Below are 26256 nucleotides of genomic sequence, written 5' to 3' on the forward strand. Positions count from 1 at the left end.
AAGATAGAAAAGGACTTTGATTGATAAAGTTGTTTAGTTTTATGTAGAATGTATTATGTACATATTATTCGGAACGCGAAAGGAGTTCATCATGAACAAAGATACATTACAATTATTTAAAACGTTAACGGAATTACAGGGGGCACCTGGGTTTGAACATGAGGTTCGTCGTTTTGTTCGCTCTGAAATAGAAAAGTATTCAGATGACATCATACAAGATCGTTTAGGTAGTATTTTTGGTATCAAAAAAGGTGACGAAAAAGGACCAAAGGTTATGGTCGCTGGCCATATGGATGAAGTTGGTTTTATGGTAACGAATATTAATGAAAAAGGACTTATCCGCTTTCAAACATTAGGCGGATGGTGGAGTCAGGTACTTTTAGCACAACGTGTGCAAATCATGACGGATAATGGTCCAGTTATCGGGGTTATTGGCTCAACACCACCTCATTTACTTCAAGATTCACAACGTGCAAAACCGATGGATATTAAAGAAATGTATATTGATATCGGTGCTGATGATAAAGAAGATGCGACAAAAATAGGTGTAAAACCTGGTCAACAGATCGTACCAGTAATGCCATTTACACCGATGGCAAATGAGAAGAAAATTTTAGCGAAAGCATGGGATAACCGTTATGGTGTTGGGCTCTCAATTGAATTATTAAAAGAATTACAAGGTGAAACGTTACCTAATACACTTTATTCTGGAGCAACTGTTCAAGAGGAAGTAGGTCTTCGTGGTGCAGCTACAGCAGCCCAAATGATTGAGCCGGATATTTTCTATGCATTAGATGCTAGTCCTGCAAATGATGCAACAGGTGGTAAGGATGCTTTTGGTCATTTAGGAAAGGGAGCATTGCTTCGTATTTACGACCGTACAATGGTTACACATCGTGGTATTCGTGATTTTGTGTTAGATACAGCTGAGAGTAACGACATTCCATATCAATACTTTATTTCTCAAGGTGGAACTGATGCAGGTCGAGTTCATACAACAGGCAATGGTGTGCCGTCAGTAGTTGTAGGGATTTGCTCACGATATATCCATACAAGTGGTTCTATCATTCATGTAGATGACTATGCAGCTGCAAAAGAATTACTTATTAAATTAGTTAAACAAACTGATAAATCTGCAGTTGATACGATTCTACAAAATAGCTAATCAAAATAGGTGATTGTAGTGAAGAGAGTAGCAGTAGGTTCAACCAATCCGGTAAAGATTAAAGCTGTACAATCAGTATTCACTAATGACACTGCCATCGTTAGCATAGATGCTCCCTCTCGAGTTTCAGCACAACCCTTTTCAGACGATGAAACAAGGCAAGGGGCAATTGAACGAGCGAAGGCAACCATTGAAATAGATATGAGCGTAGATGCAGGAATTGGGTTAGAAGGTGGCGTATTAGAAACGGAGCTAGGCATGATGCTATGTAATTGGGGAGCGTTAGCCACAAGAAGTGGGGAGCTATTTGTTGCCAGTGGTGCGAAAATTCTTCTTCCTGAAATCGTTTCTTCTCACTTAAAGGAAGGAAAAGAGCTTGGTGAAATAATGGGGATTATAACGAATGATGCAGACGTACGTAAGAAGCAAGGTGCTATTGGTGTATTTACGAACGGCTTGGTTACTCGTGATGAAATGTTCTCGCATGTTGTAAAGCTTCTTATTGGGCAATATGAATATAGTCAAGATAGGTAGAAAGTAAGGATACGGCGAACGGGTGAAAACCTATTCATCGTATCCTTTTTTTATGAATAAAAAAGTAATTTTAATTGAAAGCAAGAATAAGGAGGCCAATCCCTTCACACATTGTTTCTTATTTTGTCTCAAACACGTAAGAAAGCGTTTTTAATGCTTGTTCAGGGTTCTACAACAATTTGAGCTTTGTTTGCTAATTCTTTTAATGGGTGGTGCAATGATTCAGGGCGTATAAGAATTAATGGTTTTTGAAGGTAATAGTCTAATTAGCATTTATATTTGCTGTTCATCAGGAGGGTTTTTATCGAAATTTGTCAGATTGTCTTGTCAAGGAAAATTGTTTCAATGTATGATAGAGTAAGCAAAAATTAAAATTTAAGATAAAAAGCTAAAATATAATGATAGAATTTCGTCCTAGTTAGAGAGGAGAAAGAAAATGAAGTGGCTGAAGTATATTGTAGTTGGTATATTGTTTTCCATTATACTAACTGGTTGTCAGGTATCTATGGATGAAGCATTAGTAGGAGCTTCTGAAAAATTTTATGAGAGCTTTTCATTAGAAAAAATAGAACCTAATGAAGAATTAGACCAAATAAATTTTTATTTACCTAGAGGAATGAACCTTGAAGAAGAAGAAGAGTATAATATTGTCTTAGATAAAGGTGGACAAATATTTTTGCTATTTTATAATCCATCAGTGCCATTAGATAGCGACTTGAATTTAGAAAGAGATAAGGAGTTTGAACAAGAGTCTTATCTTTTTGAGGTGGTAGAAGAAGAAGGGAAACTGGGCTATCTTATTGTATCATCAGACGAAACAGAAGACATGAAGTTAATTGTAGGACTAGGTGGGACTAAACTTACTACACTCACATCTATAGAAGCTCTTGAGGAGAGTACGACTTTAGCAACTGAAATCCTACATTCGATTGAATTTAAATGAGTGATAAAGGGGTAGAGAAGAAGATGAAAACTATTAAATCAACTGAATTTCAAAAAGAAATCGAAAAAGGTTTATCAGCCGTTTTATTTTCAGCAGACTGGTGTCCAGATTGTGTTGTTATTAAGCCATTTTTACCTATGTTAGAAGCAGATTATCCAGAATTTACGTTTCTGTTTGTAGATCGAGATGAAGGTATTGATTTATGTAGTGAACTAAACATTTTTGGTATTCCAAGCTTTATTGCCTTTAATGATGGAAAAGAAATTGAACGATTTGTAAGTAAGGATAGAAAGTCTAAAGAGCAAATCGAAGACTTCCTAAATAAAGCATTAGAAGCTAAATAAGTTAGAGATACTTCCCTTTTACCACTAGTTGGTAGAAGGGCTTTTTTTAATGATTAATGATTAATGGTTAATGGATAATTCTAAAATCGAAAAATTAACCATTAACAATTACCAACTAACAATTAAACAGTTCCGTCCATTATTTTTTGATGTTCCAAGTAGTCGTGTTACAATAGAAAGCACATAAGAAACGCAGGAGGAAAGAGATTATGAGTATAATTCAATTAAGAAAAATAGTCCAAGAGCGGTTAGAACGGCCGGAATGGAGTATTCGATATAATAAAGAAGAGGAAAAGATCCGTATTGAAGATAATGAAACAAAAAAGGGCGTTTCATTAGCCTTAAAGCCACTATTAGCAAAGTATGAGAAGAGAAAAGAGGAAGCGGTTACGGAGATTGTTCACTATGTTGAGTCTGCTATTGCAGCAATGGCGCAGGAGCATAATTTGAGTGGTAATGAGAAGAGAATTTTCCCAGTTATTCGTTCTACTTCTTTTCCAACTGAAACAACTTCGGGTAAGAAGTTATTCTATGAAGAGCATACAGCTGAGACAAGAATCTATTACTGCTTAGATTTGGGAAGTACGTATGTTTTAATCGATGAAGATATGGTAGAAAAGGCTAATCTTACATCGAACAAAGTTAAAGAAATGGCATTGTTCAATATCCGTTCATTACAAAGTCAACCGAAAGAGGATACTGTCGCAGGAAATAAATTTTATTTTGTAAATTCAAATGATGGTTATGATGCAAGTCGTATATTAGATAACTCCTTATTAGAACGGATGAACAAATCTAAAGAAGGTGTATTGGCTGTAGCTGTACCTCATCAGGATGTTCTTATTTTTGCAGACATCGTAAATGACACAGGCTATGATGTTCTTGGTCAAATGGTTTTTCAATTTTATAGTCAAGGAAAAATTCCAATTACAGCGTTACCGTTTATTTATGAAAATGGGGAATTAGATCCTACCTTTATTCTCGCACAACGAAAGCCAAAAAATTAAATTGAACATTATCAAAGAAAAAGGTCTATTAGGACCTTGTTTCTTTATGGAAAATAAGAGAAAATTTAAGAGAGTGGACTGACCAAAGGAAACTACTTGTCGTTTGACTTAAACAAAGTACTTGAGTCAGTCCTTTTTTATTTTTAATTGGTTAAGAGCAGGTGAGTGATAAGATGGGACAAACTTTTCAACAATTAATAAAAAAAATGCAAAATTTATTCTTAGGCACAGAAGATGAAAGCGTATTTGAAGTAAAAGAAAAGCCTGTAGCAAAGAAGCAAGTTGGGCGCTTTCAGTCAGATTATCGAAACTCTGACCCTAAAATGATACATAAGTATCCAGAGGGGAATTTTCGTTTTCCTCTAGTAGATGATTCAATAGAACGAAAAGCAAAGGTAGAAGAGAGAAAGACTAAAAGGTATGAGAAATCATCTGGAGAGAATTATGAACAATCTCCTTCAAGGAGTCGTATGACGAAAGAAGAACCACCGAGAAATCCAAAGCATGTGTCGGGTGAACGAGAGAAGTTTTCAAATTCAAATTTCCGTCCAAGCTCAATACCTTCACCAGTCTATGGTTTTTCTAAAAAACAGGAGAAGGAAAAGGAAAACATCGTTCCAATACTCTCAATAAATAATAGTAAACCTACTGCTAGTGTTCAGGAAGAGGTAGCTGCGACTCTAGAAAAGGTACCTTCGCAAACATCTGACAATATCGCTGAAGAAAAGGCCAATACAGTTAGCTATTTTCCAAGTGAAAAGGAAGAGGACTTTGTTGTTGAGAAACCAGAGGATACAGCTGCTGTTGAAATAGAAGAGGCACCGATTGAACAAGCTGTCGTGCAAGAAAAGGTAGTAGAAGAATATGAAGAAAATGTAGAGTTAATTGAGGAAGAACGTTTAGACGAGAACGTTGAAAAATATAAAGAGAGCTTAGAGGAAGAAATTTTTGAAGAGCCAGCTGTGGATAATGAGGAAGCAATTGTAGCTGAAACAAATGTAGATTCAACTGAACTTGGTTTCGATTTTGACACAGAAACTTTATCAGAACCTTCCGAAGAAAAAGTGGAACCTGTTGTTAAACATGTTGTAGATGAACCAATACTAGAAGAGTCTGTTCAAGAGCTTGGAACTTCTAAGAAAGAAGTAACATCGAATGAAGCTGTTGAAAGTAATCCTACTACTAACTCTTCTGGAGCAGCTTCGAATGAGAATGAAAAGATTAAGAAAGTGGAAGTACCATTTAATGTAATGATGTTTCAAAGGGATAAAGTAAAGCAACGAAAGCTAGAAAAGCAAACAGTAGGTGGCGGTTATCAGTTTCCAGGTTTGCATATGCTAAATGTTCCTCCAAAAAGAGAAGATGATGATCATGAATGGCTAGAGGAAAAGTCGAAGCTATTAGAGACAACACTAGAAAATTTTAATGTAAATGCTAAAGTCGTTCATGTTACGAAGGGACCTTCTGTTACGAGATTTGAGATTCAACCAGCCCCAGGTGTTAAAGTAAGCAAGATTACAGGGTTAACTGATGATATTAAACTATGTTTAGCAGCTAAAGATATTCGAATGGAGGCACCAATACCAGGGAAGAATGCAATAGGTATTGAGATTCCTAACTTACAAAGTAGTGCAGTTGGATTACGAGAGATTCTTAGGCAAGAGGTTTTTCAAAAGAACGAATCTCCGTTAACTGTTGCATTAGGACTTGATATATCAGGTAATCCTATTGTAACGGACTTAAAGAAAATGCCTCATGGCTTAGTAGCAGGGGCTACTGGTTCTGGGAAAAGTGTATGTATTAATTCGATACTAGTAAGTCTTATGTACAAAGCGACACCTGATGAAGTGAAACTAATGTTGATTGATCCGAAAATGGTTGAATTAGCACCATACAATGAACTTCCTCATCTAGTAACACCTGTTATCACGGATGCGAAACAAGCAACAATTGCACTTAAGTGGGTTGTAGAGGAAATGGAACGAAGGTATGAATTGTTTTCTCAAAGAGGGGTGCGTGACCTTGGAAGATACAATGATTTGTACTCTGAAGAAGAAGGTAAACCTGCCTTACCTTATATTGTCGTTGTCATCGATGAGTTAGCAGATTTAATGATGGTATCACCACAAGATGTAGAGGAAGCGATTTGTCGTATTGCGCAAAAGGCAAGAGCTTGTGGAATCCATCTTCTACTTGCAACACAACGCCCATCAGTAGATGTTATTACAGGTTTAATAAAAGCGAATATTCCAACAAGAATTGCATTTTCAGTTTCTTCACAAACCGATTCAAGAACTATTATTGACATGAACGGTGCAGAACGATTACTAGGAAAAGGTGACATGCTATTCCATGAGAATGGTTCGCCAAAACCAATTAGGGTTCAAGGGACATTTGTTTCTGATGATGAAATTGAAACGGTAATCCAATTTGTAAAAAAACAAAAAGCACCGAATTATCTTATTGATAATGAACAGCTAGTAAAGGTTCAAGAGCATATTGAACAGGATGATGACTTATTTGAAGAGGCTTGTTACTATGTAATAGAGCAAGATGGAGCTTCTTCGTCTAGCTTGCAAAGACGTTTCCGTGTTGGATTTAATCGAGCTGCAAGGTTAATTGATATGATGGAAGCGAAGGGACTTATTTCTGAAGCGATGGGAAGTAAGCCTCGAAATGTATTGATGACGGTGAGTGAATTTGAAGAAACAATTTTAAATAATGAATAATTAGGCAATCAAACCTTGTGTTCTTTTTTAGAGTTATATATGATAAAGATAGAGTAAGGTGTTCCTATTGCTCCGCTTTAAAAAGTTCTAAGTGGAGTTGTTCAAGTGAGTTAGATAAGAAATATGACAAGATGAATAAGGATTTATGTGAATCGGAAGTAAAAAATACAGTTTACTTTGAGGTGATGATTATGCACACGGTTCAGCTTTCCTATTTACTAGAGTCAGTTTCTTCAGACTCAAACTATCTATCTCTGTTAACTGGAAGTGAAAAGTCCTTCTCTATTGTGTTGAAGAGGAACAAATCGTCTTTAACAGATTCAGATCTTAAAGAGATAGTAGAGGCAGTCATAATGGAGAACACGAAAGACGTATACGTTCATTAATAACATGATAAAAACGAGGTTGCTTCAAAAGTTGAAAGTTGACTTATGAAGCAGCCTCGATCCTTTTTACCCAATAGTAGTGGTAGAAAAGGTAAGGAGTAATGAGAATGAAAGAAATTGAGCTTAAATTGCAAGGGAAAATAAATAGACTAACGAATAAAACATTCAAATTTGACGAGAGAGTAAAAGATGGATGGTTTTCTGCTGTTTATTTTTTGAAGACTCGTGAAATTATTGAAAGGCAATGTAAAGATAATATTGTAACTATGCAATTTTTCCAGAAAACTCATGCGATTCTTTGTGGAACTGATGAGGTAATTGCCCTTATTAAGACCTTTGCAAAAGAACCTAATGATCTTGTGATTCATTCTTTAAAAGATGGGGATAAGATTGAGCCTTATGAAACAGTGTTAACAATTACAGGTCCTTATCAAAATTTTGGATATTTAGAAGGGATTATTGATGGCATCTTTGCTCGCCGGACATCGGTTGCAACAAATGTATACAATGTAATGAAGGCAGCTAGGAAATCTGGTATTCAGAAGCCTATTATTTTTATGGGTGACCGAGATGATCACTTTACTCAGCAATCAGGTGATGGGTATGCAGCTTATATAGGGGGTTCAAAAGCTCAAGCTACTCATGCAATGTCTGAATGGTGGGGGAAGAAAGGGATGGGTACGATGCCTCACGCTTTACTACAGTTGTTTGAAGGTGATGTAGTAGCAGCTACTAAAGCATATCAAGAAACCTTTCCTGAGGACGAGATAATGGCTTTAGTTGATTATAATAACGATGTCATTACTGATTCCTTACATGTTGCTAGAGCCTTCAATGAGGAATTAAAAGGAGTTCGTGTCGATACATCTAGAACGATGGTCGATCAATACTTTTGTCGGAACCCTGAGGTAATGGGGGCATTTGACCCAAGAGGAGTCAATCCCACTCTTTTATTTGCATTGAGAGAAGCGTTGGACTCTGAAGGGTATGAGCATGTAAAGATTATCGCTACTGGTGGATTTAATGCTGAGCGAATTTCTGAGTACGAAGAAAAGAAGGTTCCCGTAGATATATACGGTGTTGGGAGCAGTCTCTTAAAAATATCAATCGCGTTTACTGGAGATAATGTATTATTGAATGGTGAAAGAGAAGCTAAAGCAGGGAGACAATACAAAAGTAACCCACGTTTAGAATTAGAAATGTAATCATAGATTTTAGACCTACCTTTATTGAAAGAGGCCGCTGAAAAAAGTGTGATTTTCACTTTTTCAGCGGCTTTTAAGTAATGTGCGAAGCCATTACCACTTCTCGAATCGTCTAGATTGGACTTTTTAATTGCTCTTTTATTGAAAAGGTGGGTCTTTTCTTGTTCTTTATACATATACTATTTGATGAAGGTGTAAATTTACTCTTTGTAAGATTTGATTATGTTATCTTTAGCAGATTACACTTTCTTTAGTATATTTTGTTGAATAGTAAGAAGCAATTGGTGCCAACGCTTTTTTCTGCTATAATAGGAAAATGCATGATTTATAATATTAAATACATAATACTTAATAAAAGTAAAAAGGAAGAAATGAGCGTTTTTTTCATTACAAATTCTCGTCCAGCAAGTAGTGATTGACTCATTTCTATACAAATAGTGTTCAATAAAGGTCACCACTTTTACGAACAACAAAAACAAAATTAAATCGTTTTGGACACGATTGAAACCATAATGGCTATGGAGGTCCAACATATGACTATATATCACTTTATTGGAATTAAGGGGTCTGGAATGAGTGCCTTAGCGCAAATCCTACATGACATGAATCTTTCCGTTCAAGGATCGGATGTGGATAAAACTTTCTTTACACAGAAACCACTTGAAAATAAGGGAATTCCTATTCTACCGTTTAACAAAAAGAACATAGAACAAGGACAGACGATTATTTCTTCTCCAGCTTATACTGAAGAGCATGAGGAAGTGCAGCGTGCACGAGAATTAAATATTGATGTTCATTTATATCCAAAATTTCTAGGTGAATTTATTCAAAAATTCACAAGTATTGCAGTTACTGGTTCTCACGGTAAGACATCAACTACAGGGCTCTTATCCCATGTTCTTGGTGGTGCTTATCCAACATCGTATTTAATTGGAGATGGAACAGGTAAAGGGGAAGAGGATAGTAAATACTTTGTATTTGAAGCATGTGAATATAGACGCCACTTCTTAAATTATAAGCCTGACTACTGTATCATGACAAATATTGATTATGACCATCCTGATTATTTTAAGGATGTTACTGATGTATTCTCTGCTTTTCAAGAAATGGCAATGCAAGTAAACAAAGCGATCGTTGCTTGTGGTGATGATGAGCAATTACAAGGCATACATGCGAATGTACCTGTTGTCTTTTACGGTTTAGGTGAGGATAATGACTTCCAGGGAAGGAATGTCCAAGTAACTAAAGAAGGTACAACATTCGATGCCTTTGTTCGAAATAATTTTTATGGTACGTTCACAATACCAGGCTATGGAGACCATAACGTACTTAATGCATTGGCGGTCATTGCCCTATGTGAATACGAAAATGTATCTGTTGAGGTAATTCAAGAGCAATTAAAGACGTTTCAAGGGGTAAAACGACGCTTTAGTGAGAAGGTTGTAGGGACACAAGTTTTAGTTGATGATTATGCACATCATCCAACTGAAATTAAAGCAACTATCCAAGGAACAAAGCAAAAGTATCCTGATAAAGAGGTCATTGCAATATTCCAGCCACATACATTTACGCGTACGAAAACGTTCTTAAATGAATTTGCTGAAAGTCTAAAGCCTGCCGATAAGGTATATTTATGTGATATTTTTGGTTCAGCTAGAGAAGACGAAGGAAACTTAACTATTGAAGATCTACAGAAACTGATTCCTAATGCAGACCTAATTAAAGAACGTGATGTAACGTTATTACAAAAACATGAAAATAGCGTATTGCTTTTTATGGGAGCAGGAGATATTCAAAAATTCCAAAAGGCGTACGAAGATACGTTAGATTAGGAAAAAAGGAGTTGCGTTGGCAACTCCTTTTTGATTACTTTGTGTACTATAAAGTACTTCAATGTGTAAAAGTGAAAGAATATTCAAAGAAGAACAATGGATTCGTACACTACTCGTACAGAGACAAGAAAACCATCTGGTGCTGAACTTTAAAAACATGTAGCGACTGCGCGCATTGCTTTCAACAAAATGCGCTTTGCGGTTTTGTTATTTAAGGTTTTCTGGATTTAAGCATTCTAGCTCTGGAATCACAAATCTTCCGTCTTTACGGATAAGGACATCATCAAAGTAAATTTCCCCACCACCGTATTCAGGACGTTGGATCATCACGATGTCCCAATGGATTGAAGACTTGTTTCCGTTTGATGCTTCGTCATAACATTGACCCGGAGTAAAGTGGAAGCTCCCATCAATTTTCTCATCAAATAAAATGTCTTGCATTGGGTTTTGAATATATGGGTTAACCCCGATAGCAAACTCACCAATGAATCTTGCTCCTTCATCAGTATCAAGAATTTTATTAATTCGTTCTGTATCATTTGCTGTGGCTTCTACAATTTTTCCATCCTTAAATGTGAATGAAATCTTTTCAAACGTAAAGCTTTGATAAGGGGATGGAGTGTTGTATGTAATTGTCCCGTTTACAGAATTTTTAACTGGCGCAGTAAATACTTCTCCATCAGGTATATTAAATTGCCCTGCACATTTAATAGCTGGAATATCCTTAATTGAGAAAGTTAAGTCAGTATCTACACCTTTAATTTGAACTTTATCTGTTTTGTTCATAAGGTTCATTAGGGAATTCATTGCTTTGTCCATTTTCCCGTAATCAAGGTTACATACATCAAAATAGAAATCTTCAAATGCTTCTGTGCTCATGCTAGCTAATTGAGCCATAGATGATGATGGATATCTTAGAACACACCATTTTGTATGAGGTACTCTTATTTCACGGTGGACTTTCGTACCTACTGTTTTACCATGTAAAGCCATCTTATCACTTGGTACATCAGATAATTCAGCAATATTATCCCCTGCACGTAGACCGATATAGGCATCCATCTCTTTCATGACATTGGCTTCAAAGGTAGCTGTCATAGTTAGCTGTTCCTCTGATGCCCCCATTAATAATTCACGGTCAATCTGGTGTTCTTTTAAAGATACGAAAGGATAGCCACCTGCTTCGTATGCTTCTTTAACAAGTGCTTTTACAAGTTCCTTTTGTAAGCCAAAGTTCTCAATAAGGACCTTTTCTCCTTTTTGAAGCTTGACTGAGTAGTTTATTAAGTTTTTCGCCAATGTTGAAATACGTGGATCTCTCATAGATGAAACCTCCTAGCATAGATTCACCATTATTCTATACGAAAACAAGAAAATATAACAGTAAAGCGTAATTTTTGGAAGGATTTAGACTTTCCGTGTAGAATTAGTAATTAACAATCTCCTGTTTAAAAGCACATGAAGAAGGGAAACAAGACAAATATAAGGGAGGTGTGTTTTAATATGGAAATTATATACATAAGTGTCGCTGTAATTGCTATTGCATTCGCTGTACTTGTTGGCTATTTAATTAAAACATTGAAAGCGGCAACTCGTACTCTAGATAATGTTGCGAATACAATGAATGGTATAGAGAAACAATTACAGGGTGTAACAAGTGAAACAGAACAACTTCTACATAAATCTAATCTCCTAGCAGAAGATATCCAAGCTAAATCGGAATCATTGAATACTATATTTTCTTCTGTCAAGGAATTAGGGGACTCTGTTCAAACAGTGAATAAGTCTTTACGTAATGTATCTGAATCTGTTTCTCAGCAAACTGAAAAAAATTCTGATAACATCGCTCAAGCAGTTCAATGGGGAAATGTTGCCATTGATTTGTATAGTAAATGGAAACACAAGAAAAACAAACATAAAGAAGTAGAGGTAGTAGTTAATCAAACTAAGGAGGAGATTTAAATGAGTGATATGAACACGAAAGACTTTTTAATCGGATCTTTAATTGGGGGAATTGTAGGGGCATCTGCAGCATTACTAATGGCTCCTAAGTCTGGAAAAGAACTACGTCACGACTTAAATGAACAAGCACAAATGGCAAAAGATAAAACATCTGAATTTACAAACAATGCGTATAATAAAGGGAATGAATTAGCAACTGTTGCTAAAGATAAATCCTCACATTGGGTAAAGATTGTGTCTGATCAGTCTTCTCAAGTTGTTGATAAGGTAAAATCAGTGAGAAGTGGGGATAATGGTGAAGAAACTGAGAGTGTAGAAGAAGGATTAACACCTGAAGTTTCTGCAAATAGTGAAGATCCAATAGATAGTGCAGAAAATGCTAGAGAAGAAATTCAAAAACTAAATGATTCAATTTCTGAACAGGAAGAAATTCGTAATACGTAATGAAGGAGATAGACACAATGTCACTTGTAAAGTTAGATGACTATACACAATTTAAGGAATTAGTAGAAAGTACTAATAAATTATTTTTATTGAAAAATAGTACAACATGTCCAGTTAGTACAGAAGCATTTAATGAGTTCAAGAAATTCTCAGATGAGAATGAAGGGGAAACCTTTTATTACTTAAATGTTCAAGACGCTAGGCCGCTTTCAAATCAGATAGCAGAAGACTATCAAGTGAAACATGAATCACCACAAGTACTATTATTTAGTAATGGGGCTGTATCATGGCATGATTCACATTGGAAAGTAACAAGCAAATTATTAACTGAAGTCTGGTCTAAGTAAGTGAAAGGCGACGTATTCAATAAAACGAATATGTCGCTTTTTTTTGTCGGGTAAAAATATATTAATATAATTTAAAGAGCGAAATATATGATGACATTATTACCTAGGCGAAAGATTCACAGAATATACTAATCTGAATATTCATACATTCTAAATTTTACAACATTAACGCAAAAATAGTGAAAATACGACAAATAATTGACACTAATATAGCTGAGTGTTAATATACCGGTATAATGACGTTTGAACAAATACTCGTCACATAATTGCTAGTTTAATAGGTTCTTACTTTTTTAATGTAAGCGCTAACTTTGTTAAAAACATCAAAAGAACAACAAGGGTGTTAATAGAAACAAAGGGGGAAGAAAGTAGGAGATTGAGAGTGTTGGTTTAGAAAATATTGTTGCAATAGGAGGTCGTCATGGAAAATAAGGAACAATGGGTGTCTAAGTTTGGCTTCATACTAGCCGCTGCAGGTTCGGCAATAGGTTTAGGAGCTATTTGGAAGTTTCCGTATATTGCTGGAACAAGTGGTGGAGGAGCCTTCTTTTTAATTTTTATTTTATTTACGGTACTAGTAGGTTTACCATTACTTTTAGCTGAGTTTATTATTGGTCGTAGTACACAAAAGGAAGCGGTTTCAGCCTATAAAACGATTGCACCAGGTTCAATGTGGCATTTAGTCGGTCGATTAGGTGTTGTTACATGTTTTATTTTACTTTCGTTTTACAGTGTAGTAGGTGGTTGGGTTCTCTCCTACTTATTCCGAAGTGCCACTGGTCAATTGACTGGTCTTGGGGATGAAGCATATGGTGGTATATTTGGAGGAGTAATTTCTAGCCCAATTGAATCAGTATTAGCACAATTAGCCTTTATGCTTTTAGTTATTTTCGTTGTAGCTAAAGGAGTTTCATCAGGTATTGAAAAAGCTAGTAAATATATGATGCCAGCACTATTTGTCCTCTTCCTTATTCTTATCGTTCGTTCGTTAACGTTAGATGGGGCAGCTGAGGGGATTTCATTCTTACTTATGCCTGACTTCTCTGCTGTTACAGCAGATACAATCCTATTTGCAATGGGACAATCTTTCTTTGCACTTAGTGTCGGTGTATCAGTAATGGTAACGTACAGTTCATATCTATCTAAGAAAGAAAGCTTGCCATTGTCGGCTACTTCTATTGTTGGAATGAACATCTTTATTTCACTTTTAGCTGGTTTAGCTATTTTCCCTGCAGTGTTCACGTTTGGTTTTGAGCCTGGTGAAGGACCTGCATTATTATTTATCGTTTTACCAGCAGTATTTGACCAAATGGCGTTTGGTGCATTCTTCTTAACGATGTTCTTAGTCTTATTCTTATTTGCAACATTAACTTCAGCGTTCTCAATGCTTGAAATTATCGTTGCTTCAATAACAAAAGGAGAAACTAGCAGACGTAAGAAAAATGCATGGATTGCAGGTATCTTAGTATTCGTAGTGGGTATTCCGTCAGCATTATCTTTCGGTATCTGGTCAGAGGTATTAATATTTAATCTTTCAATCTTTGATGCTGCTGACTACTTAGTTAGTAACATACTAATGCCATTAGGAGCTTTATTGATTGCTATCTTTGCTCCATTAAAAATTAAAAAAGATGTGTTGATTAATGAGATTAGTAGCGGTACAAGTAATGGTAAGAAGTGGTTTGCAGTATGGCTGCTATTAATTCGTTATGTTGCGCCAATAGCGATTATTATCGTATTCTTAAATGTATTAGGTGTATTTTAATAGTAGAATAAGAGATAGATATATAAATGCACTAATTTAGAAAGCTTTTGAGCATTATAGAGGTTTTATCACAGAGAGAAAAATAAAATTAGAGGTGACAGAAAAATGATGACATTTGAACGTATTAGCGAGCATGAACAAGTAGTATTTTGTAATGATGAAGCAACAGGATTAAAAGCAATTATTGCTATTCATGATACAACGTTAGGCCCCGCTCTTGGCGGTTGCCGTATGCGTCCGTATGCTACTGTTGATGAAGCGTTAGAGGACGTACTTCGTTTATCAAAAGGTATGACTTATAAATGTGCAGCTGCTGATGTAGATTTCGGTGGAGGTAAATCTGTAATTATTGGTGACCCACTGAAGGACCGTACACCAGAAATGTTCCGTGCGTTTGGACAGTTTGTTGGTTCTTTAGGAGGACGCTTCTATACAGGTACTGACATGGGAACAACACCTGAGGATTTCGTTCATGCAAAAATGGAAACTGATTGTATTGTTGGTATTCCTGAATCTTACGGAGGTAGTGGAGACTCTTCAGTTCCAACTGCAGCAGGTGTTATTTACGGATTAAGAGCGACAAATCAAGTATTAAATGGAACAGATTCATTAGAAGGTTTAACATTCACAATCCAAGGATTAGGTAAAGTTGGTTATAAAGTAGCTGAAACATTATTAGATGAGGGTGCTCACCTAATTGTTACTGATATTAACGATAAAGCGCTAACTGATATTGCAGCTCGTGGAGCTCAATCAGATGGTTCAGTGAAAATTGTTAAAGGTGATGAAATCTACAGTGCGGAAGCTGATATGTTTGTTCCTTGTGCCCTTGGAGCTATTATCAATGACCAAACTATGGATTCATTAAAAGTAAAAGCGGTTGTAGGTTCTGCAAACAACCAATTACTTGAAATGCGTCACGGAGAAATGTTAAAAGAGAAAGGCATTCTTTACGGACCAGACTACATCGTTAACGGTGGAGGATTAATCCAAGTAGCTGATGAGTTATATGAGCCAAACAAAGAAAGAGTGTTAACAAAAACAAAAGCAATCTACAATACTATGCTGGAAATTTACCGTCAATCTGAAAATAAATCAATTTCTACAAGTGTAGCTGCGAATCTTTTCTGTGAAGAGCGCATTGAAAATCGTAAAAATCGTAATAGCTTCTTCTCACACAGAAAACCAGGAAAATGGCAAATCCGTAACTAATAAAAAAAGTCGCTTCTTTCATTCATTTGAAAGAAGCGACTTTTTTCTGTTATGAACTATAGCTAGAGTATTGATTGCTGAGTTGGTTCGATAGGAATCATTTTGACTTCTAGTTTATCTCCTGTTTGAATGTCATCACTAAAGGAGGCATTAGCGCCATTCTTCATAATGACTAACTTCTTATTTGGCTGTGGTGTTAAATCTATATCCACTTCTCTAAAGAGATCTTGAAAGATAAAAGGACTCTTTTCGTAATAGGTTAATAAAAGCTTTTCCTCATTTACTAATAGCTCTTTTTCCAACAAAGGCACTTCATTTCGAGTAATTTGAATTAATGGTTTTACTAGGGTTAGAGGTTCATCATTATAGAATATTGAAATACTCATCGTTGCATGAAGTTTTTCTTTCTCGACTAAATCGTTTATGGTTGGTTTTACGATAATGTTAGAATTAACCTTGATATTATCTCCTTCAATAATAGGGGTAGATAGAGTAGCATCTACATTATTTTTTGTTAACTGTATTGTTCCTTTTGAAAAGGTAACTTTTTTGTTATTTAAGTATACATAGAAAGGTTTTAACGCTTCAATATCATCAAAACGATGTAGGACTGCAAATACTTGATGAACCGTTTCGGGAACTTTTACAGTAATCTCGTCTCGTTCTTCTACAATATCTTGTACTCGGGTTTGTTTACCATTTTTATGAATGGCAGCTAGAACTCTTATAGAATCGCCATTAATAGTAAGATTTATTTCTGGAACCTCTCCGATAATATCTCCAACTGTTGCTTTTGCTTGTCCACCATCGACACCCTTTTCAACTGTTATTTGATCATTAGATGAAATGGGAGTATCAAGGGATGCAACTTCACCATTCTTAAGTATTGTTGGAGGGAGGCCATGCATTCCAGGAATGGAGATAAGGCGACCATTTACTGTTACCATTTTGGCTAAACCAGGTTTACCATATAGCTTAGTTAGCTCTATGCCACTAGCTAATAAACTATCACCTATGGTTAATTTTTTAATATCAAAAAGTCGTAAAGGTTTATCATTTACAGTAATACTTATATACTCAATGGGACTTTCTTTTGCTGCAATTGCAATTCCAATAGGTGTAACAAGCTCTGGCCCTGCTTGAATTCTATCTTGATGAACGAGAGATTTTATTGCATCAATGCCTCTAATAGCAACGCGATTTTCTGGAAGCTCTAAAAATCGAGCAACATGTTTTGCTAAATCCGGGGTCATACTTCCTCCACCGACTAGCATAACTGCTTTAGGAGATTGCTGATTTAATAGAAGGATTTCTTCAGTAATTCCAGCTGCTAATTGCTCAATTGTTACATTAATAGCATCTAACACTTCCTCGCGTTTATAAGTTGTCTCAAAGCCTAGTATATCAGTTAATACCACTTCATCCTTTGTTGAAAGCTGTCTTTTTACATCTTCAGCATCTGGAAAATCGAGAAGGAAGTGATCGCTAATTGCCTCCGTTATTTCATCGCCTGCAATAGGCACCATTCCGTAAGCTTTAATTGTTCCTTCGTCAGTGATGGCAATATCAGATGTACCTGCTCCAATATCAACTAAGGCAACATTTAATCTGCGCATTGATGGTGGGATTAGTACATTAATTGCAGCAATAGGCTCTAATGTCAGTGCTTCTAACTCGAGCTCAGAGCGTGATAAAGCCGCAATTAGAGACTCAACAACGACCTTTGGTAAAAAAGTTGCAATGACTTCAACAGATGCTTTATTCCCTGTCTGATCTAGTAGACTTCCTATTTGCTCATCATCTAGTAGGTATTCGACAACGGAATAACCAACACAATAGTAATTGAAGCTTTTATCATCTTCATGTTCGAGTGCTAAATCATATTGAGCCTGTTGAACAGCACTTAATTCTAAATGAAGAATATCGTTAGGTTCAAAAATCGTTTTTAATGAAATGTCTAAGTCGACTTTGGCTCTTTTCGTTTTTAGTGAACGACCGGCAGCTGCAACACATACTTTTTTGAGTGGTCCATTTCTTAGCTCAAGAATTTGCTTAATTTCGGTGATAACTTCTGAAACTGATAATACGTTATGAATTTGTCCATCTACCATCGAACGCTCATTATGTTCAATCACTTCCAGATCTACAATTTCATAATTCGTTTTATTTTTTTGTAATAATAGACCTACAACCGATCTAGTACCAATATCTAATGCGAAAATCGGAGAAGAGTTTTCGAGTGACATATATAAACACCTCATTTATTATAGTTGAAAAAATGTTTAAGATCGTCTAAAGTGGTAGTTAAAATCCATTTTTGGAAGAATTCATAAATGGTTATATGACTGGCTACAGAATCAGAGAAATTCCACTCAATCATCAAAACCTATCTGTAATGCCGATTTATTTGTTAATACAAAAATACTTTAGTGCTTAAAAGCGTTTAATTAATAAAGAAATAATTCGTGACATTCAGAATATAATCGTTTATAATAATTCCTAATCACTAGAAATGTACCATAATTTTAGAATCTTTTAAACAAGAATAGGAGTGGGGAGCTATGAGTAACGAACAATTAGATACGTTAAGAGACCAATTGGATAATGTTAACTTACAAATTTTAGATTTAATTAATGAGAGAGCTAGTTTAGTACAGGAGATTGGTCAAGTAAAGACAAAGCAAGGAATTAATCGATTTGACCCGGTCAGAGAAAGAAAAATGCTAAATTTAATTGCTGAAAATAATAAAGGACCTTTCGAGACTTCAACACTTCAACATTTATTCAAGCAAATATTCAAAGCTAGCTTAGAGCTACAAGAAGATGACAATAGTAAAGCGTTACTTGTATCTCGTAAGAAGCACCCTGAAAATACAATTGTTGATATTAAGGGAGTAAAAATTGGAGATGGCACACAACGTTTAATTGTTGGTCCATGTGCAGTTGAAAGCTATGAGCAAGTATCAGCAGTTGCTAAAGAAATGAAGCAAAAAGGCTTAAAGCTATTACGTGGTGGTGCTTATAAGCCAAGAACGTCTCCATACGACTTCCAAGGTTTAGGGCTAGAAGGATTACAAATCTTAAAGCGTGTCGCTGAAGAAGAGGACATGGCTGTTATTAGTGAGATTGTTCGTCCTGAGGATATTGAAGTTGCTGTAGACTACATTGATGTAATTCAAATTGGGGCGCGTAACATGCAAAACTTTGAATTATTAAAGGCAGCAGGTTCTGTAAATAAACCAGTTTTATTAAAACGTGGCCTATCTGCAACGATACAAGAGTTCATCCATGCGGCAGAGTACATTATATCAAAAGGGAACAAGAACATTATTTTATGTGAGCGTGGTATTCGTACGTATGAAACAGCAACTCGTAACACATTAGATATTTCAGCAGTTCCGATTTTAAAAATGGAAACTCATTTACCTGTTGTTGTTGATGTAACTCACTCTACAGGTAGAAGAGACTTATTGTTACCAACTGCTAAAGCGGCATTAGCAATTGGAGCAGATGCTGTTATGACAGAGGTACATCCTGATCCTGCGGTAGCATTATCTGATTCAGCTCAACAAATGGACTTTGAGCAATTCGACAAATTTGTAAAAGATCTAAAAGAATCAGGCTTATACAAGGAGTAAATATCAGTAAACGTAGGCTAATAGAATCCCTAGTAATATAAGAGAGGGTGTGTCAAAGGGTAAGAAACTACCTTTTGACACACCCTTTTCTACGTAGAAGTTTAAATGAGTTTGCAAATCATTTGTTGAATTTTTTATTTAATGGGAGGAGTTAAATTTTTATTTCATATGTTAATTGAATTAGAAATTGGAAAGATTATTTAATGAATATAACTGAAAAAAAATCTAATAGTTGTCGATATAAGGAATGTAAAGCAATTGCGGACCTTCCTAATGTATCGTATGATAACAATACAATTATATGAGACAACTGTCGACAACATTATTAAAATACCCAATTTTTTTTAAAAAGGTAATTAAAAAATGTTACATATTGAAACTAGAGGAGGCTCACAGTGAATACAACAACAATTTATGATGTAGCTAGAGAAGCAGGAGTTTCTATGGCTACTGTATCTCGCGTAGTTAATGGAAATCCGAATGTAAAGCCAGCTACAAGAAAGAAAGTAATGGAAGCAATAGACAGATTGGGCTACCGCCCTAATGCTGTAGCAAGAGGATTAGCAAGTAAGAAAACAACAACTGTAGGAGTTATTATACCTGACATTTCCAGTATTTTCTTTGCTGAGCTTGCTCGTGGAATTGAAGATATTGCAACTATGTATAAATACAATATCATCCTATGTAATTCTGATCAAAACAAAGACAAAGAAATTCACCTGATTAATACATTGCTTGAAAAGCAAGTGGATGGAATTGTTTTCATGGGTGGTCAGATTACTGAAGAGCATGCAGAGGAATTTAAGCGTGCACCAGTACCAGTGGTATTAGCTGCAACTCTTGATGCAAGGCAGGAAATTCCGTCAGTTATTATTGATTATCAGCAAGCCGTTTATGATGCTGTTAATGCTTTAATTGAGGGTGGCCATAAAAAAATTGCTATGCTTTCAGGTTCTCTTGAAGACCCTGTGAATGGTTATCAAAAATATTCAGGTTATCGTCAAGCATTAGATGATGCAGGTCTAGAATTTAACGAGAACTATGTTGTTATTGGGGATTATACGTATGATTCAGGAATAGAAGCAATGGCTAGCTTAACAGAAATAGAAGATAAGCCAACAGCTATTTTTGCGTCTACAGATGAAATGGCACTTGGAGTTATACACGGAGCTCAGGATAAAGGTTATAAAGTACCTGAAGACTTTGAAGTGATAGGTTTTGATAATACGCGTTTAGCCACTATGGTCAGACCTACACTTACTACAGTTGTTCAACCGATGTATGATATTGGTGCAGTGTCAATGCGTTTGCTAACAAAGTATATGAATAAGGAAGAAGTAAGTGAGCATATTGTCATTTTACCGCATCGTATCGAGTTTCGTAATTCAACACAGTAAAATAATGCTCATTATAGTCAAAAGAGATAGAGATAAGATCTATAACCTATAGTGAACTGTAGTTAGGGAGAGAGTTATGAAAAAGTTTGATATTTTCACACCAATTGGGTTGTTCCTCGGTGTTACTGTATTATTACTAGCTATTTTTAGTAATGCAGGCCCATCTGGTGTTGTATTCTTTATTCAGATTGCTTCTATTCTGATTGTTCTTGGGGGGCTATCAGCTGGGATTGTCATTAATTTTTCGTTAGAAGATATTAAATTACTTCCCAAGGTACTTAGAGAAGCATTTCGCCGTGAAGACCATGACTTAGATCAGTTAATTGCAACATTTGTGGACCTTTCAGGGAGAGCTCGTCGTGAAGGTCTCCTTGCATTAGAGGCAGGAATAGAGGATGTAGAGGACCCTTTTATTCGCAAAGGGGTATTACTTGCGGTTGATGGAATTGAGCCAGACGTCATTAAGGATATCATGATGGCTGAAGTTGTGGCAATGGAAGAGCGTCACCGTAAAGGACGTACGATTATTATGAAGGCAGGGGAGTATGCTCCTGCATGGGGAATGATTGGTACATTAATTGGACTAGTATTAATGCTACAGAACCTAAATGATCCATCTACGTTAGGACCAAATATGGCAGTTGCACTTTTAACTACTTTATATGGAACAGTATTAGCAAACCTTGTCTTTATTCCAATGGCTTCAAAGCTTGAAAATAAAACAGAACAAGAAGTTTTCGTAAAACAAATTGTAGTTGAAGGTGTTATTGGAGTTCAATCAGGTCAAAACCCTAAAATACTAGAAGAAAAGCTAAGTGCCTTTGTTCCTAAGAATTCAAAAGCTAAAGGAAATGAAGAGGCGGAGGATGCTAATGTTGAAGCGTAAGCGACGTGAAGAGGAAAAAGGTGCACCGAAATGGATGGTAACCTTTTCTGATTTAATGACCTTAATCCTAGTATTCTTTATATTACTTTTTTCGATGTCTGTTGTAGATGCTGAGAAATTTAGGGCAATTGCAGAATCATTTAATCAACGTCAGGTACTAGATTTCATGCCATCAGCAATAGAATTTGAGGCCCCTGGAGACGATAGAGGAGACGAACGTAAGGACCCTTTTGATGATTCAGATGAAGGCTCGAATACTGATGATATGGATGAATTACTAGAAGAAGTACAGGAATTTTTAGAGACTAATGAAATGACAGAGTTAATTTCAGCCACACGGGATGACCGAGGAGTTGTGCTAGTTCTTCAGGAACGTACTCTGTTTGAGACCGCTGAAGCGGATTTATTAACAGATGCAAGACCATTTCTTGATAAGGTAGGCTCTTTATTATCGGCAATTCCAAATATGGTTAAAATAGAAGGGCATACAGATAGCCGTCCTATCTCTACATTTCGTTATCCGTCGAACTGGGAGTTATCAGGTGCCAGAGCAAGTAGTGTGATTCGTTATTTAACAACAAATCATAACCTAGATCCACAACGCTTTGTTGCAACTGGCTATGGTGATACAAGACCTGTAGTGCCTAATACAACAGTTGAAAACCTGCAGTTGAATAGAAGAGTTGTTCTAGTAATCTCTGATCCAACATATGAAGATGGAGAAACGTACTAGAAGTTGGTTATATAAAGGCATCTCTAGACAATCAAAGGGAGCTTAACCATACTACTCGTTGTATAAACTCTACTTATAAAAATCACTCTAAGAGGTTATACCACCTCTAGGGTGATTTTTGTTTTTAATGAACTTTCGGAAGGATGTTTTAAAATGAAAATAGGCATTATCGGTGCAATGAATGAAGAAATTGAGTTAATGAAGCAAGATTTAAAATTAAAACAAACAACTGTCACAACGAAAATTTCCTTTTACGAAGGGGTACTTGAGGGTAAGGAGGTTGTTTTATGTAAATCAGGAGTCGGCAAGGTTAATGCTGCAATTACTTCTCAAGTTTTAGTAAATAAGTTTCAGGTTGATTGTATTATTTTTACTGGTGTTGCTGGGGCCCTAGATCCGATACTTGAAATCGGTGATATTGTCATTTCAACAACTGCATTACAGCACGATATAGATGCTAGTCCACTTGGTTTTAAAAGAGGGGAAATTCCAATGTTTGAACATCCGTCAGTATTTGAGGCAGATACTACTCTCGTTTCTATTGCAGAGAAGGCAGCCTCCAAACTAGAAGGTGTATCATCAATAAAAGGTTGTATTGTTAGTGGGGACCAGTTTATTGCTAATGAAGAAACGGTAAAGGTGTTACATAGTGAGTTTGGAGGGAAATGTGTTGAAATGGAAGGCTCTGCTGTTGCACAGGTTGCGATGTTAAATGATATTCCATATGTTATTATTCGTTCAATGTCAGATAAAGCAAATGGTGAAGCAACTATGAGCTTTACAGAATTTACAGAAGTGGCTGCTAAGCAATCTTATCTTATTGTAAAAGAAATGGTTAAACACTTATAAATGGATAGAGGATGGGACAAAAGGTCAAAAACGGACCTTATGTCCCATCCTCTTTAGTTTATATAAACACATAGATTTATGATTGCGTTTTCATTTCTGTCCGGATATGGTACAGGGCCTTGTTTAGTGTTTTCTCGTTCTTTTCACTAATTTCTGTCTTTCTTGGAATAGGAGGATATATTCCGGGTGGGTCCTCCCACATCATAGGAAGCTCAACTCCAGCCTTTTCTTTCCATTTGTTGATCCATTCTTCTGGAAGTTTCCCCTGAGCTAAGTCTAACTTTTCAGTCATTTCAAGCCAAATCATAGACCAAGCTCTTGGAACGACTCTCCAAATGTCGTAACCTCCACCACCAACTGCTATCCACCGTCCATCGCAATATTCATGGGCAATCTCATGGGCTATTCGTGGGATTTCTCTAAATGTTTTAATTGTTGAGCACAAGTGTGTAAGTGGATCATAATAATGTGCATCTGCTCCATTTTGTGTGAGAATCACATCTGGTTTAAAAAATTCTACTACTTCACGAATGGAAGTTTCATAGGCTTCTAAGAAAGATTCATCCTCAGTAAAAGCATCTACTGGAACATTAATAGAAAAACCATATCCTTTGCCAGAGCCTTTTTCATTTACATTACCTGTTCCAGGAAAGAGGTAGCGACCTGTTTCGTGAATAGACAGTGTACAAACATCAGGGTCATCATAAAACGCCCATTGTACGCCATCACCATGATGTGCATCTGTATCAACATAAAGTACCTTTGCACCGTATTTCTGTCGCATATATTCAATTGCAATCGAGCTATCGTTGTAAATACAGAAGCCACTGGCTTTACCACGAAATCCGTGGTGTAAACCTCCACCTAGATTAATTGCGTGATCAGTTTTATTCTCCATTACTAAATCTACAGCTGTAAGTGTTCCGCCAACAAGCAATGCTGCTGCCTCATGCATATTTTTAAACATAGGTGTGTCATCAGTTCCAATACCGTAATTGTTAGCAATCCCGATGCTTAGTTTACCTTCGCCAGCTGTTTTAACTGCTTCAATAAAGGCTTTATCATGGATAAGAGCGATTTCCTCATCAGTAGCAACTCGAGGAGCCACTATTTGTGACTCTTCGATAGCTCCTATGGATGCTAATAAATCATATGTTAAATTTAAACGTTGGTGATTAAAGGGATGGTCATTGCTAAACCGATAAGACATTTGGTCTTGAGAGTAGACAAATTTAGGCTTATTACTCATCTGTCATCCCTGGCATATTGGGCCACAATACTTGATAGCCTTCCTTTTCAATTTCAGCAATGACTCCCATTGGATTAATTGTTTGAATACGGAAAACGAGAATTTTGTAGTTTGGATCTTTATGCTGATAGACAAGAACACTTGTAATGTTTGCTTTCTTCCTCTTAAAGATGGCAGCAATATCAGCTAATTTTCCTGTGATATTTTCTACTTTAATTTCAATATGTGAGCTAGGTTGGTGTGCCCCCATTAATTCTACAAGTGTGTGAAGAATATCAGTTTCTGTAATAATTCCAACTAGCTTGTCATCTTCAACTACTGGCAAACAACCAACATTATTATCATAAAAAATAGTTGCAACTTCTTCTACAAAATCAAGAGGGTGTGCTGTCAAGACGTTTTTAATCATAATAGTACTGACAGGCTTTAATAAATCTTCTTTATGCTCATCCGAGTGAAAAATTGATGGACTTGCATCGCGAATATCACGATCCGATATGATTCCAATTACATGATTCTCTTCATCTACAATAGGAATATGACGTATACGGTGTTTAGTTAAAACGTCTGATGCTTCTTTGATGGATGTGTCAGCGGATAGTGTTATTGTATCACTGTTCATAATTTCTTCGATTATCAATTTAACCTCTCTCCTTACATCCTTATAAAATAGAATTTGTTCAATAATTGCGACTGTAAGCCTTACTAGAGTAGGGAACTAGTAAAACTTGATAATCTTCCAGAGCGATTGCTCTGGAAGATTTAATACATAAATCTGTTTTGTAAGCGAAGTCTGTCAAAACGTTCGATTGAATCTTGATTAACTCGCTTACCAATTCTAACCATTAAGCAGTTAGCAGGATGGGAACTAATTTCAGGGTCATCTGTAGCATACCAAATAAGTCCGCCAGCATTCATCATTTTTTCCATAACTTTACGGTAATCCCAAACAGATAATCCACTACCTTTTAAATCCCAATGCCAGTAATATTCTGTTGTAATTATAATATAATCTTCTAATGCATCGTCCATAACAGAAAGTCTAAGTAGATTTTTACCTACTTGAATTCCTCTATATTGTGGAGATACTTCAATTGCACCGAGCTCAATTAGGTTTTCAATGTTCCCTTCTGACCATCTTTCCATTGGGTCAGGGTAGAGAAATGTTACGTAACCTACAATACGGTTACCATCTCGAACAATATTAATTCTACCCTCTGGTAAATCAGCAATTTCAATTAAGGCTTTTTTTTGTTCTTTCGGTCTGCGGAAGGCAACTAATCCTTCGTCATACTCTAGCTTTTCGATTTCTGCCCCTGTGACAGGGCCTTCCAGAATTATTGTTCGGTCTTCATAGGGTAATTCTTTCTTATAATAAGATTTATTGTGTTTCATTTGTAAATGTAATCCCCTTCTTAAAGTAAAGGTTTATTTTCAGTTTATTATACACTAGTTAGTGGGCCGATTTTAAAGTAAAATGAAAAGTACACAAAATTTTTTAATATTTTAAAAAGCAAGTATATAAGCCTTTTTCCAAGTTTTTTCATGTAAAATTAATACAAATTTAAATTTTAAATTGAAGAAATATTCTAAATATATTATAATGAGTTACGAAAAGAAATTACATAA

The 26256-nt window shown here is 36.0% G+C and carries 24 protein-coding genes and 1 pseudogene; 19 read left to right on the forward strand and 6 right to left on the reverse strand.

Annotated features, from left to right (window positions below):
- The first annotated feature begins 91 nt into the window (after positions 1 to 91).
- A complete protein-coding gene (locus CD003_RS18060; protein WP_096202638.1) occupies positions 92 to 1165 on the forward strand; it encodes a M42 family metallopeptidase in 1074 nt (357 codons plus the stop codon).
- Between the two features lie 18 nt (positions 1166 to 1183).
- The gene (locus CD003_RS18065) at positions 1184 to 1699 is read left to right on the forward strand and encodes a DUF84 family protein (RefSeq protein ID WP_096202639.1); all 516 of its coding nucleotides are present in this window, start codon (positions 1184 to 1186) and stop codon (positions 1697 to 1699) included.
- A gap of 118 nt (positions 1700 to 1817) precedes the next feature.
- On the opposite strand, the pseudogene CD003_RS18070 reads toward CD003_RS18065, so the two are convergent.
- Positions 1818 to 1947 (reverse strand): annotated as a pseudogene (locus CD003_RS18070) (YtoQ family protein); the annotation flags it as partial.
- Positions 1948 to 2135: 188 nt separating this feature from the next.
- On the opposite strand from CD003_RS18070, the gene CD003_RS18075 reads away from it, so the two are divergent.
- The 7 genes from CD003_RS18075 (at position 2136) to murC (ending at position 10145) form a co-directional block, all read left to right on the forward strand.
- Positions 2136 to 2642, forward strand: coding sequence for a hypothetical protein (locus CD003_RS18075; RefSeq protein ID WP_096202640.1), 507 nt, complete (start codon positions 2136 to 2138; stop codon positions 2640 to 2642).
- A 23-nt stretch (positions 2643 to 2665) separates the two neighbouring features.
- Positions 2666 to 2986: a thioredoxin family protein gene (locus tag CD003_RS18080; RefSeq protein WP_096202641.1), complete on the forward strand. Its 321-nt coding sequence runs from the start codon at positions 2666 to 2668 to the stop codon at positions 2984 to 2986.
- 209 nt (positions 2987 to 3195) lie between these two features.
- Positions 3196 to 3993, forward strand: coding sequence for a DUF1444 domain-containing protein (locus tag CD003_RS18085; RefSeq protein ID WP_096202642.1), 798 nt, complete (start codon positions 3196 to 3198; stop codon positions 3991 to 3993).
- 173 nt (positions 3994 to 4166) lie between these two features.
- Positions 4167 to 6722: a DNA translocase FtsK gene (locus tag CD003_RS18090; protein ID WP_096202643.1), complete on the forward strand. Its 2556-nt coding sequence runs from the start codon at positions 4167 to 4169 to the stop codon at positions 6720 to 6722.
- Between the two features lie 131 nt (positions 6723 to 6853).
- Positions 6854 to 7108, forward strand: a complete 255-nt coding sequence (locus CD003_RS21565) for a hypothetical protein (protein ID WP_142302893.1) — start codon at positions 6854 to 6856, stop codon at positions 7106 to 7108.
- A gap of 107 nt (positions 7109 to 7215) precedes the next feature.
- On the forward strand, positions 7216 to 8313 hold the full coding sequence (locus CD003_RS18095) for a nicotinate phosphoribosyltransferase (protein ID WP_096202644.1): 1098 nt from the start codon (positions 7216 to 7218) through the stop codon (positions 8311 to 8313).
- Between the two features lie 533 nt (positions 8314 to 8846).
- Positions 8847 to 10145, forward strand: coding sequence for a UDP-N-acetylmuramate--L-alanine ligase (gene murC, locus CD003_RS18100; RefSeq protein ID WP_096202645.1), 1299 nt, complete (start codon positions 8847 to 8849; stop codon positions 10143 to 10145).
- 207 nt (positions 10146 to 10352) lie between these two features.
- On the opposite strand, the gene CD003_RS18105 is transcribed toward murC, so the two are convergent.
- Positions 10353 to 11468 carry an aminopeptidase gene (locus tag CD003_RS18105; RefSeq protein WP_096202646.1) on the reverse strand — a complete coding sequence of 372 codons (1116 nt, stop codon included), beginning with the start codon at positions 11466 to 11468 and terminating at the stop codon, positions 10353 to 10355.
- A gap of 180 nt (positions 11469 to 11648) precedes the next feature.
- On the opposite strand from CD003_RS18105, the gene CD003_RS18110 reads away from it, so the two are divergent.
- The 5 genes from CD003_RS18110 to CD003_RS18130 all read left to right on the forward strand — a co-directional run bounded on the left by CD003_RS18110 (position 11649) and on the right by CD003_RS18130 (position 15875).
- Positions 11649 to 12107, forward strand: a complete 459-nt coding sequence (locus CD003_RS18110) for a DUF948 domain-containing protein (protein WP_096202647.1) — start codon at positions 11649 to 11651, stop codon at positions 12105 to 12107.
- The gene (locus CD003_RS18115; protein WP_096202648.1) at positions 12108 to 12551 is read left to right on the forward strand and encodes a YtxH domain-containing protein; all 444 of its coding nucleotides are present in this window, start codon (positions 12108 to 12110) and stop codon (positions 12549 to 12551) included.
- Positions 12552 to 12568: 17 nt separating this feature from the next.
- Positions 12569 to 12898: a bacillithiol system redox-active protein YtxJ gene (gene ytxJ / locus CD003_RS18120; protein ID WP_096202649.1), complete on the forward strand. Its 330-nt coding sequence runs from the start codon at positions 12569 to 12571 to the stop codon at positions 12896 to 12898.
- A gap of 421 nt (positions 12899 to 13319) precedes the next feature.
- Positions 13320 to 14663, forward strand: a complete 1344-nt coding sequence (locus tag CD003_RS18125; RefSeq protein ID WP_096202650.1) for a sodium-dependent transporter — start codon at positions 13320 to 13322, stop codon at positions 14661 to 14663.
- Between the two features lie 105 nt (positions 14664 to 14768).
- Positions 14769 to 15875, forward strand: coding sequence for a Leu/Phe/Val dehydrogenase (locus tag CD003_RS18130; protein WP_096202651.1), 1107 nt, complete (start codon positions 14769 to 14771; stop codon positions 15873 to 15875).
- Between the two features lie 62 nt (positions 15876 to 15937).
- On the opposite strand, the gene CD003_RS18135 is transcribed toward CD003_RS18130, so the two are convergent.
- On the reverse strand, positions 15938 to 18121 hold the full coding sequence (locus tag CD003_RS18135; protein ID WP_096202652.1) for a cell division FtsA domain-containing protein: 2184 nt from the start codon (positions 18119 to 18121) through the stop codon (positions 15938 to 15940).
- Between the two features lie 315 nt (positions 18122 to 18436).
- Here CD003_RS18135 and CD003_RS18140 point away from each other — a divergent pair, with 315 nt between their 5' ends.
- From CD003_RS18140 to CD003_RS18160, 5 genes are all read left to right on the forward strand, one after another.
- Positions 18437 to 19513, forward strand: coding sequence for a bifunctional 3-deoxy-7-phosphoheptulonate synthase/chorismate mutase (locus CD003_RS18140; RefSeq protein WP_096202653.1), 1077 nt, complete (start codon positions 18437 to 18439; stop codon positions 19511 to 19513).
- Positions 19514 to 19908: 395 nt separating this feature from the next.
- Positions 19909 to 20910 (forward strand): catabolite control protein A, encoded by a 1002-nt coding sequence (gene ccpA / locus CD003_RS18145; protein WP_257008382.1) that lies wholly within the window; start codon positions 19909 to 19911, stop codon positions 20908 to 20910.
- Between the two features lie 76 nt (positions 20911 to 20986).
- A complete protein-coding gene (motP, locus tag CD003_RS18150; RefSeq protein ID WP_096202654.1) occupies positions 20987 to 21796 on the forward strand; it encodes a flagellar motor protein MotP in 810 nt (269 codons plus the stop codon).
- Entirely contained in the window at positions 21783 to 22529 is a 747-nt protein-coding gene (gene motS, locus CD003_RS18155) for a flagellar motor protein MotS (RefSeq protein ID WP_373558581.1), read from the forward strand. Before motP ends, motS begins: the two co-directional genes overlap by 14 nt.
- Positions 22530 to 22682: 153 nt before the next feature.
- Entirely contained in the window at positions 22683 to 23378 is a 696-nt protein-coding gene (locus CD003_RS18160) for a 5'-methylthioadenosine/adenosylhomocysteine nucleosidase (RefSeq protein WP_096202655.1), read from the forward strand.
- Between the two features lie 76 nt (positions 23379 to 23454).
- On the opposite strand, the gene CD003_RS18165 is transcribed toward CD003_RS18160, so the two are convergent.
- The 3 genes from CD003_RS18165 to CD003_RS18175 all read right to left on the reverse strand — a co-directional run bounded on the left by CD003_RS18165 (position 23455) and on the right by CD003_RS18175 (position 26022).
- Positions 23455 to 24627: an acetoin utilization protein AcuC gene (locus CD003_RS18165; RefSeq protein ID WP_096202656.1), complete on the reverse strand. Its 1173-nt coding sequence runs from the start codon at positions 24625 to 24627 to the stop codon at positions 23455 to 23457.
- Positions 24620 to 25267 carry an acetoin utilization AcuB family protein gene (locus CD003_RS18170; protein ID WP_096202657.1) on the reverse strand — a complete coding sequence of 216 codons (648 nt, stop codon included), beginning with the start codon at positions 25265 to 25267 and terminating at the stop codon, positions 24620 to 24622. Before CD003_RS18170 ends, CD003_RS18165 begins: the two co-directional genes overlap by 8 nt.
- Positions 25268 to 25389: 122 nt before the next feature.
- Positions 25390 to 26022, reverse strand: coding sequence for a GNAT family N-acetyltransferase (locus CD003_RS18175; protein WP_096202658.1), 633 nt, complete (start codon positions 26020 to 26022; stop codon positions 25390 to 25392).
- Positions 26023 to 26256 lie beyond the last annotated feature (234 nt).

It is taken from the genome of Bacillus sp. FJAT-45350, from assembly GCF_002335805.1.
GTDB lineage: Bacteria > Bacillota > Bacilli > Bacillales > NISU01 > FJAT-45350.

Coding starts and splice junctions, on each gene's coding strand:
- CD003_RS18060 (WP_096202638.1), top strand. CDS start 92: ATGAACAAAGATACATTACAATTATTTAAAACGTTAACGGAATTACAG.
- CD003_RS18075 (WP_096202640.1), top strand. CDS start 2,136: ATGAAGTGGCTGAAGTATATTGTAGTTGGTATATTGTTTTCCATTATA.
- CD003_RS18080 (WP_096202641.1), top strand. CDS start 2,666: ATGAAAACTATTAAATCAACTGAATTTCAAAAAGAAATCGAAAAAGGT.
- CD003_RS18085 (WP_096202642.1), top strand. CDS start 3,196: ATGAGTATAATTCAATTAAGAAAAATAGTCCAAGAGCGGTTAGAACGG.
- CD003_RS18090 (WP_096202643.1), top strand. CDS start 4,167: ATGGGACAAACTTTTCAACAATTAATAAAAAAAATGCAAAATTTATTC.
- CD003_RS21565 (WP_142302893.1), top strand. CDS start 6,854: ATGAATAAGGATTTATGTGAATCGGAAGTAAAAAATACAGTTTACTTT.
- CD003_RS18095 (WP_096202644.1), top strand. CDS start 7,216: ATGAAAGAAATTGAGCTTAAATTGCAAGGGAAAATAAATAGACTAACG.
- murC (WP_096202645.1), top strand. CDS start 8,847: ATGACTATATATCACTTTATTGGAATTAAGGGGTCTGGAATGAGTGCC.
- CD003_RS18105 (WP_096202646.1), bottom strand. CDS start 11,468: ATGAGAGATCCACGTATTTCAACATTGGCGAAAAACTTAATAAACTAC.
- CD003_RS18110 (WP_096202647.1), top strand. CDS start 11,649: ATGGAAATTATATACATAAGTGTCGCTGTAATTGCTATTGCATTCGCT.
- CD003_RS18115 (WP_096202648.1), top strand. CDS start 12,108: ATGAGTGATATGAACACGAAAGACTTTTTAATCGGATCTTTAATTGGG.
- ytxJ (WP_096202649.1), top strand. CDS start 12,569: ATGTCACTTGTAAAGTTAGATGACTATACACAATTTAAGGAATTAGTA.
- CD003_RS18125 (WP_096202650.1), top strand. CDS start 13,320: ATGGAAAATAAGGAACAATGGGTGTCTAAGTTTGGCTTCATACTAGCC.
- CD003_RS18130 (WP_096202651.1), top strand. CDS start 14,769: ATGATGACATTTGAACGTATTAGCGAGCATGAACAAGTAGTATTTTGT.
- CD003_RS18135 (WP_096202652.1), bottom strand. CDS start 18,121: ATGTCACTCGAAAACTCTTCTCCGATTTTCGCATTAGATATTGGTACT.
- CD003_RS18140 (WP_096202653.1), top strand. CDS start 18,437: ATGAGTAACGAACAATTAGATACGTTAAGAGACCAATTGGATAATGTT.
- motP (WP_096202654.1), top strand. CDS start 20,987: ATGAAAAAGTTTGATATTTTCACACCAATTGGGTTGTTCCTCGGTGTT.
- motS (WP_373558581.1), top strand. CDS start 21,783: ATGTTGAAGCGTAAGCGACGTGAAGAGGAAAAAGGTGCACCGAAATGG.
- CD003_RS18160 (WP_096202655.1), top strand. CDS start 22,683: ATGAAAATAGGCATTATCGGTGCAATGAATGAAGAAATTGAGTTAATG.
- CD003_RS18165 (WP_096202656.1), bottom strand. CDS start 24,627: ATGAGTAATAAGCCTAAATTTGTCTACTCTCAAGACCAAATGTCTTAT.
- CD003_RS18175 (WP_096202658.1), bottom strand. CDS start 26,022: ATGAAACACAATAAATCTTATTATAAGAAAGAATTACCCTATGAAGAC.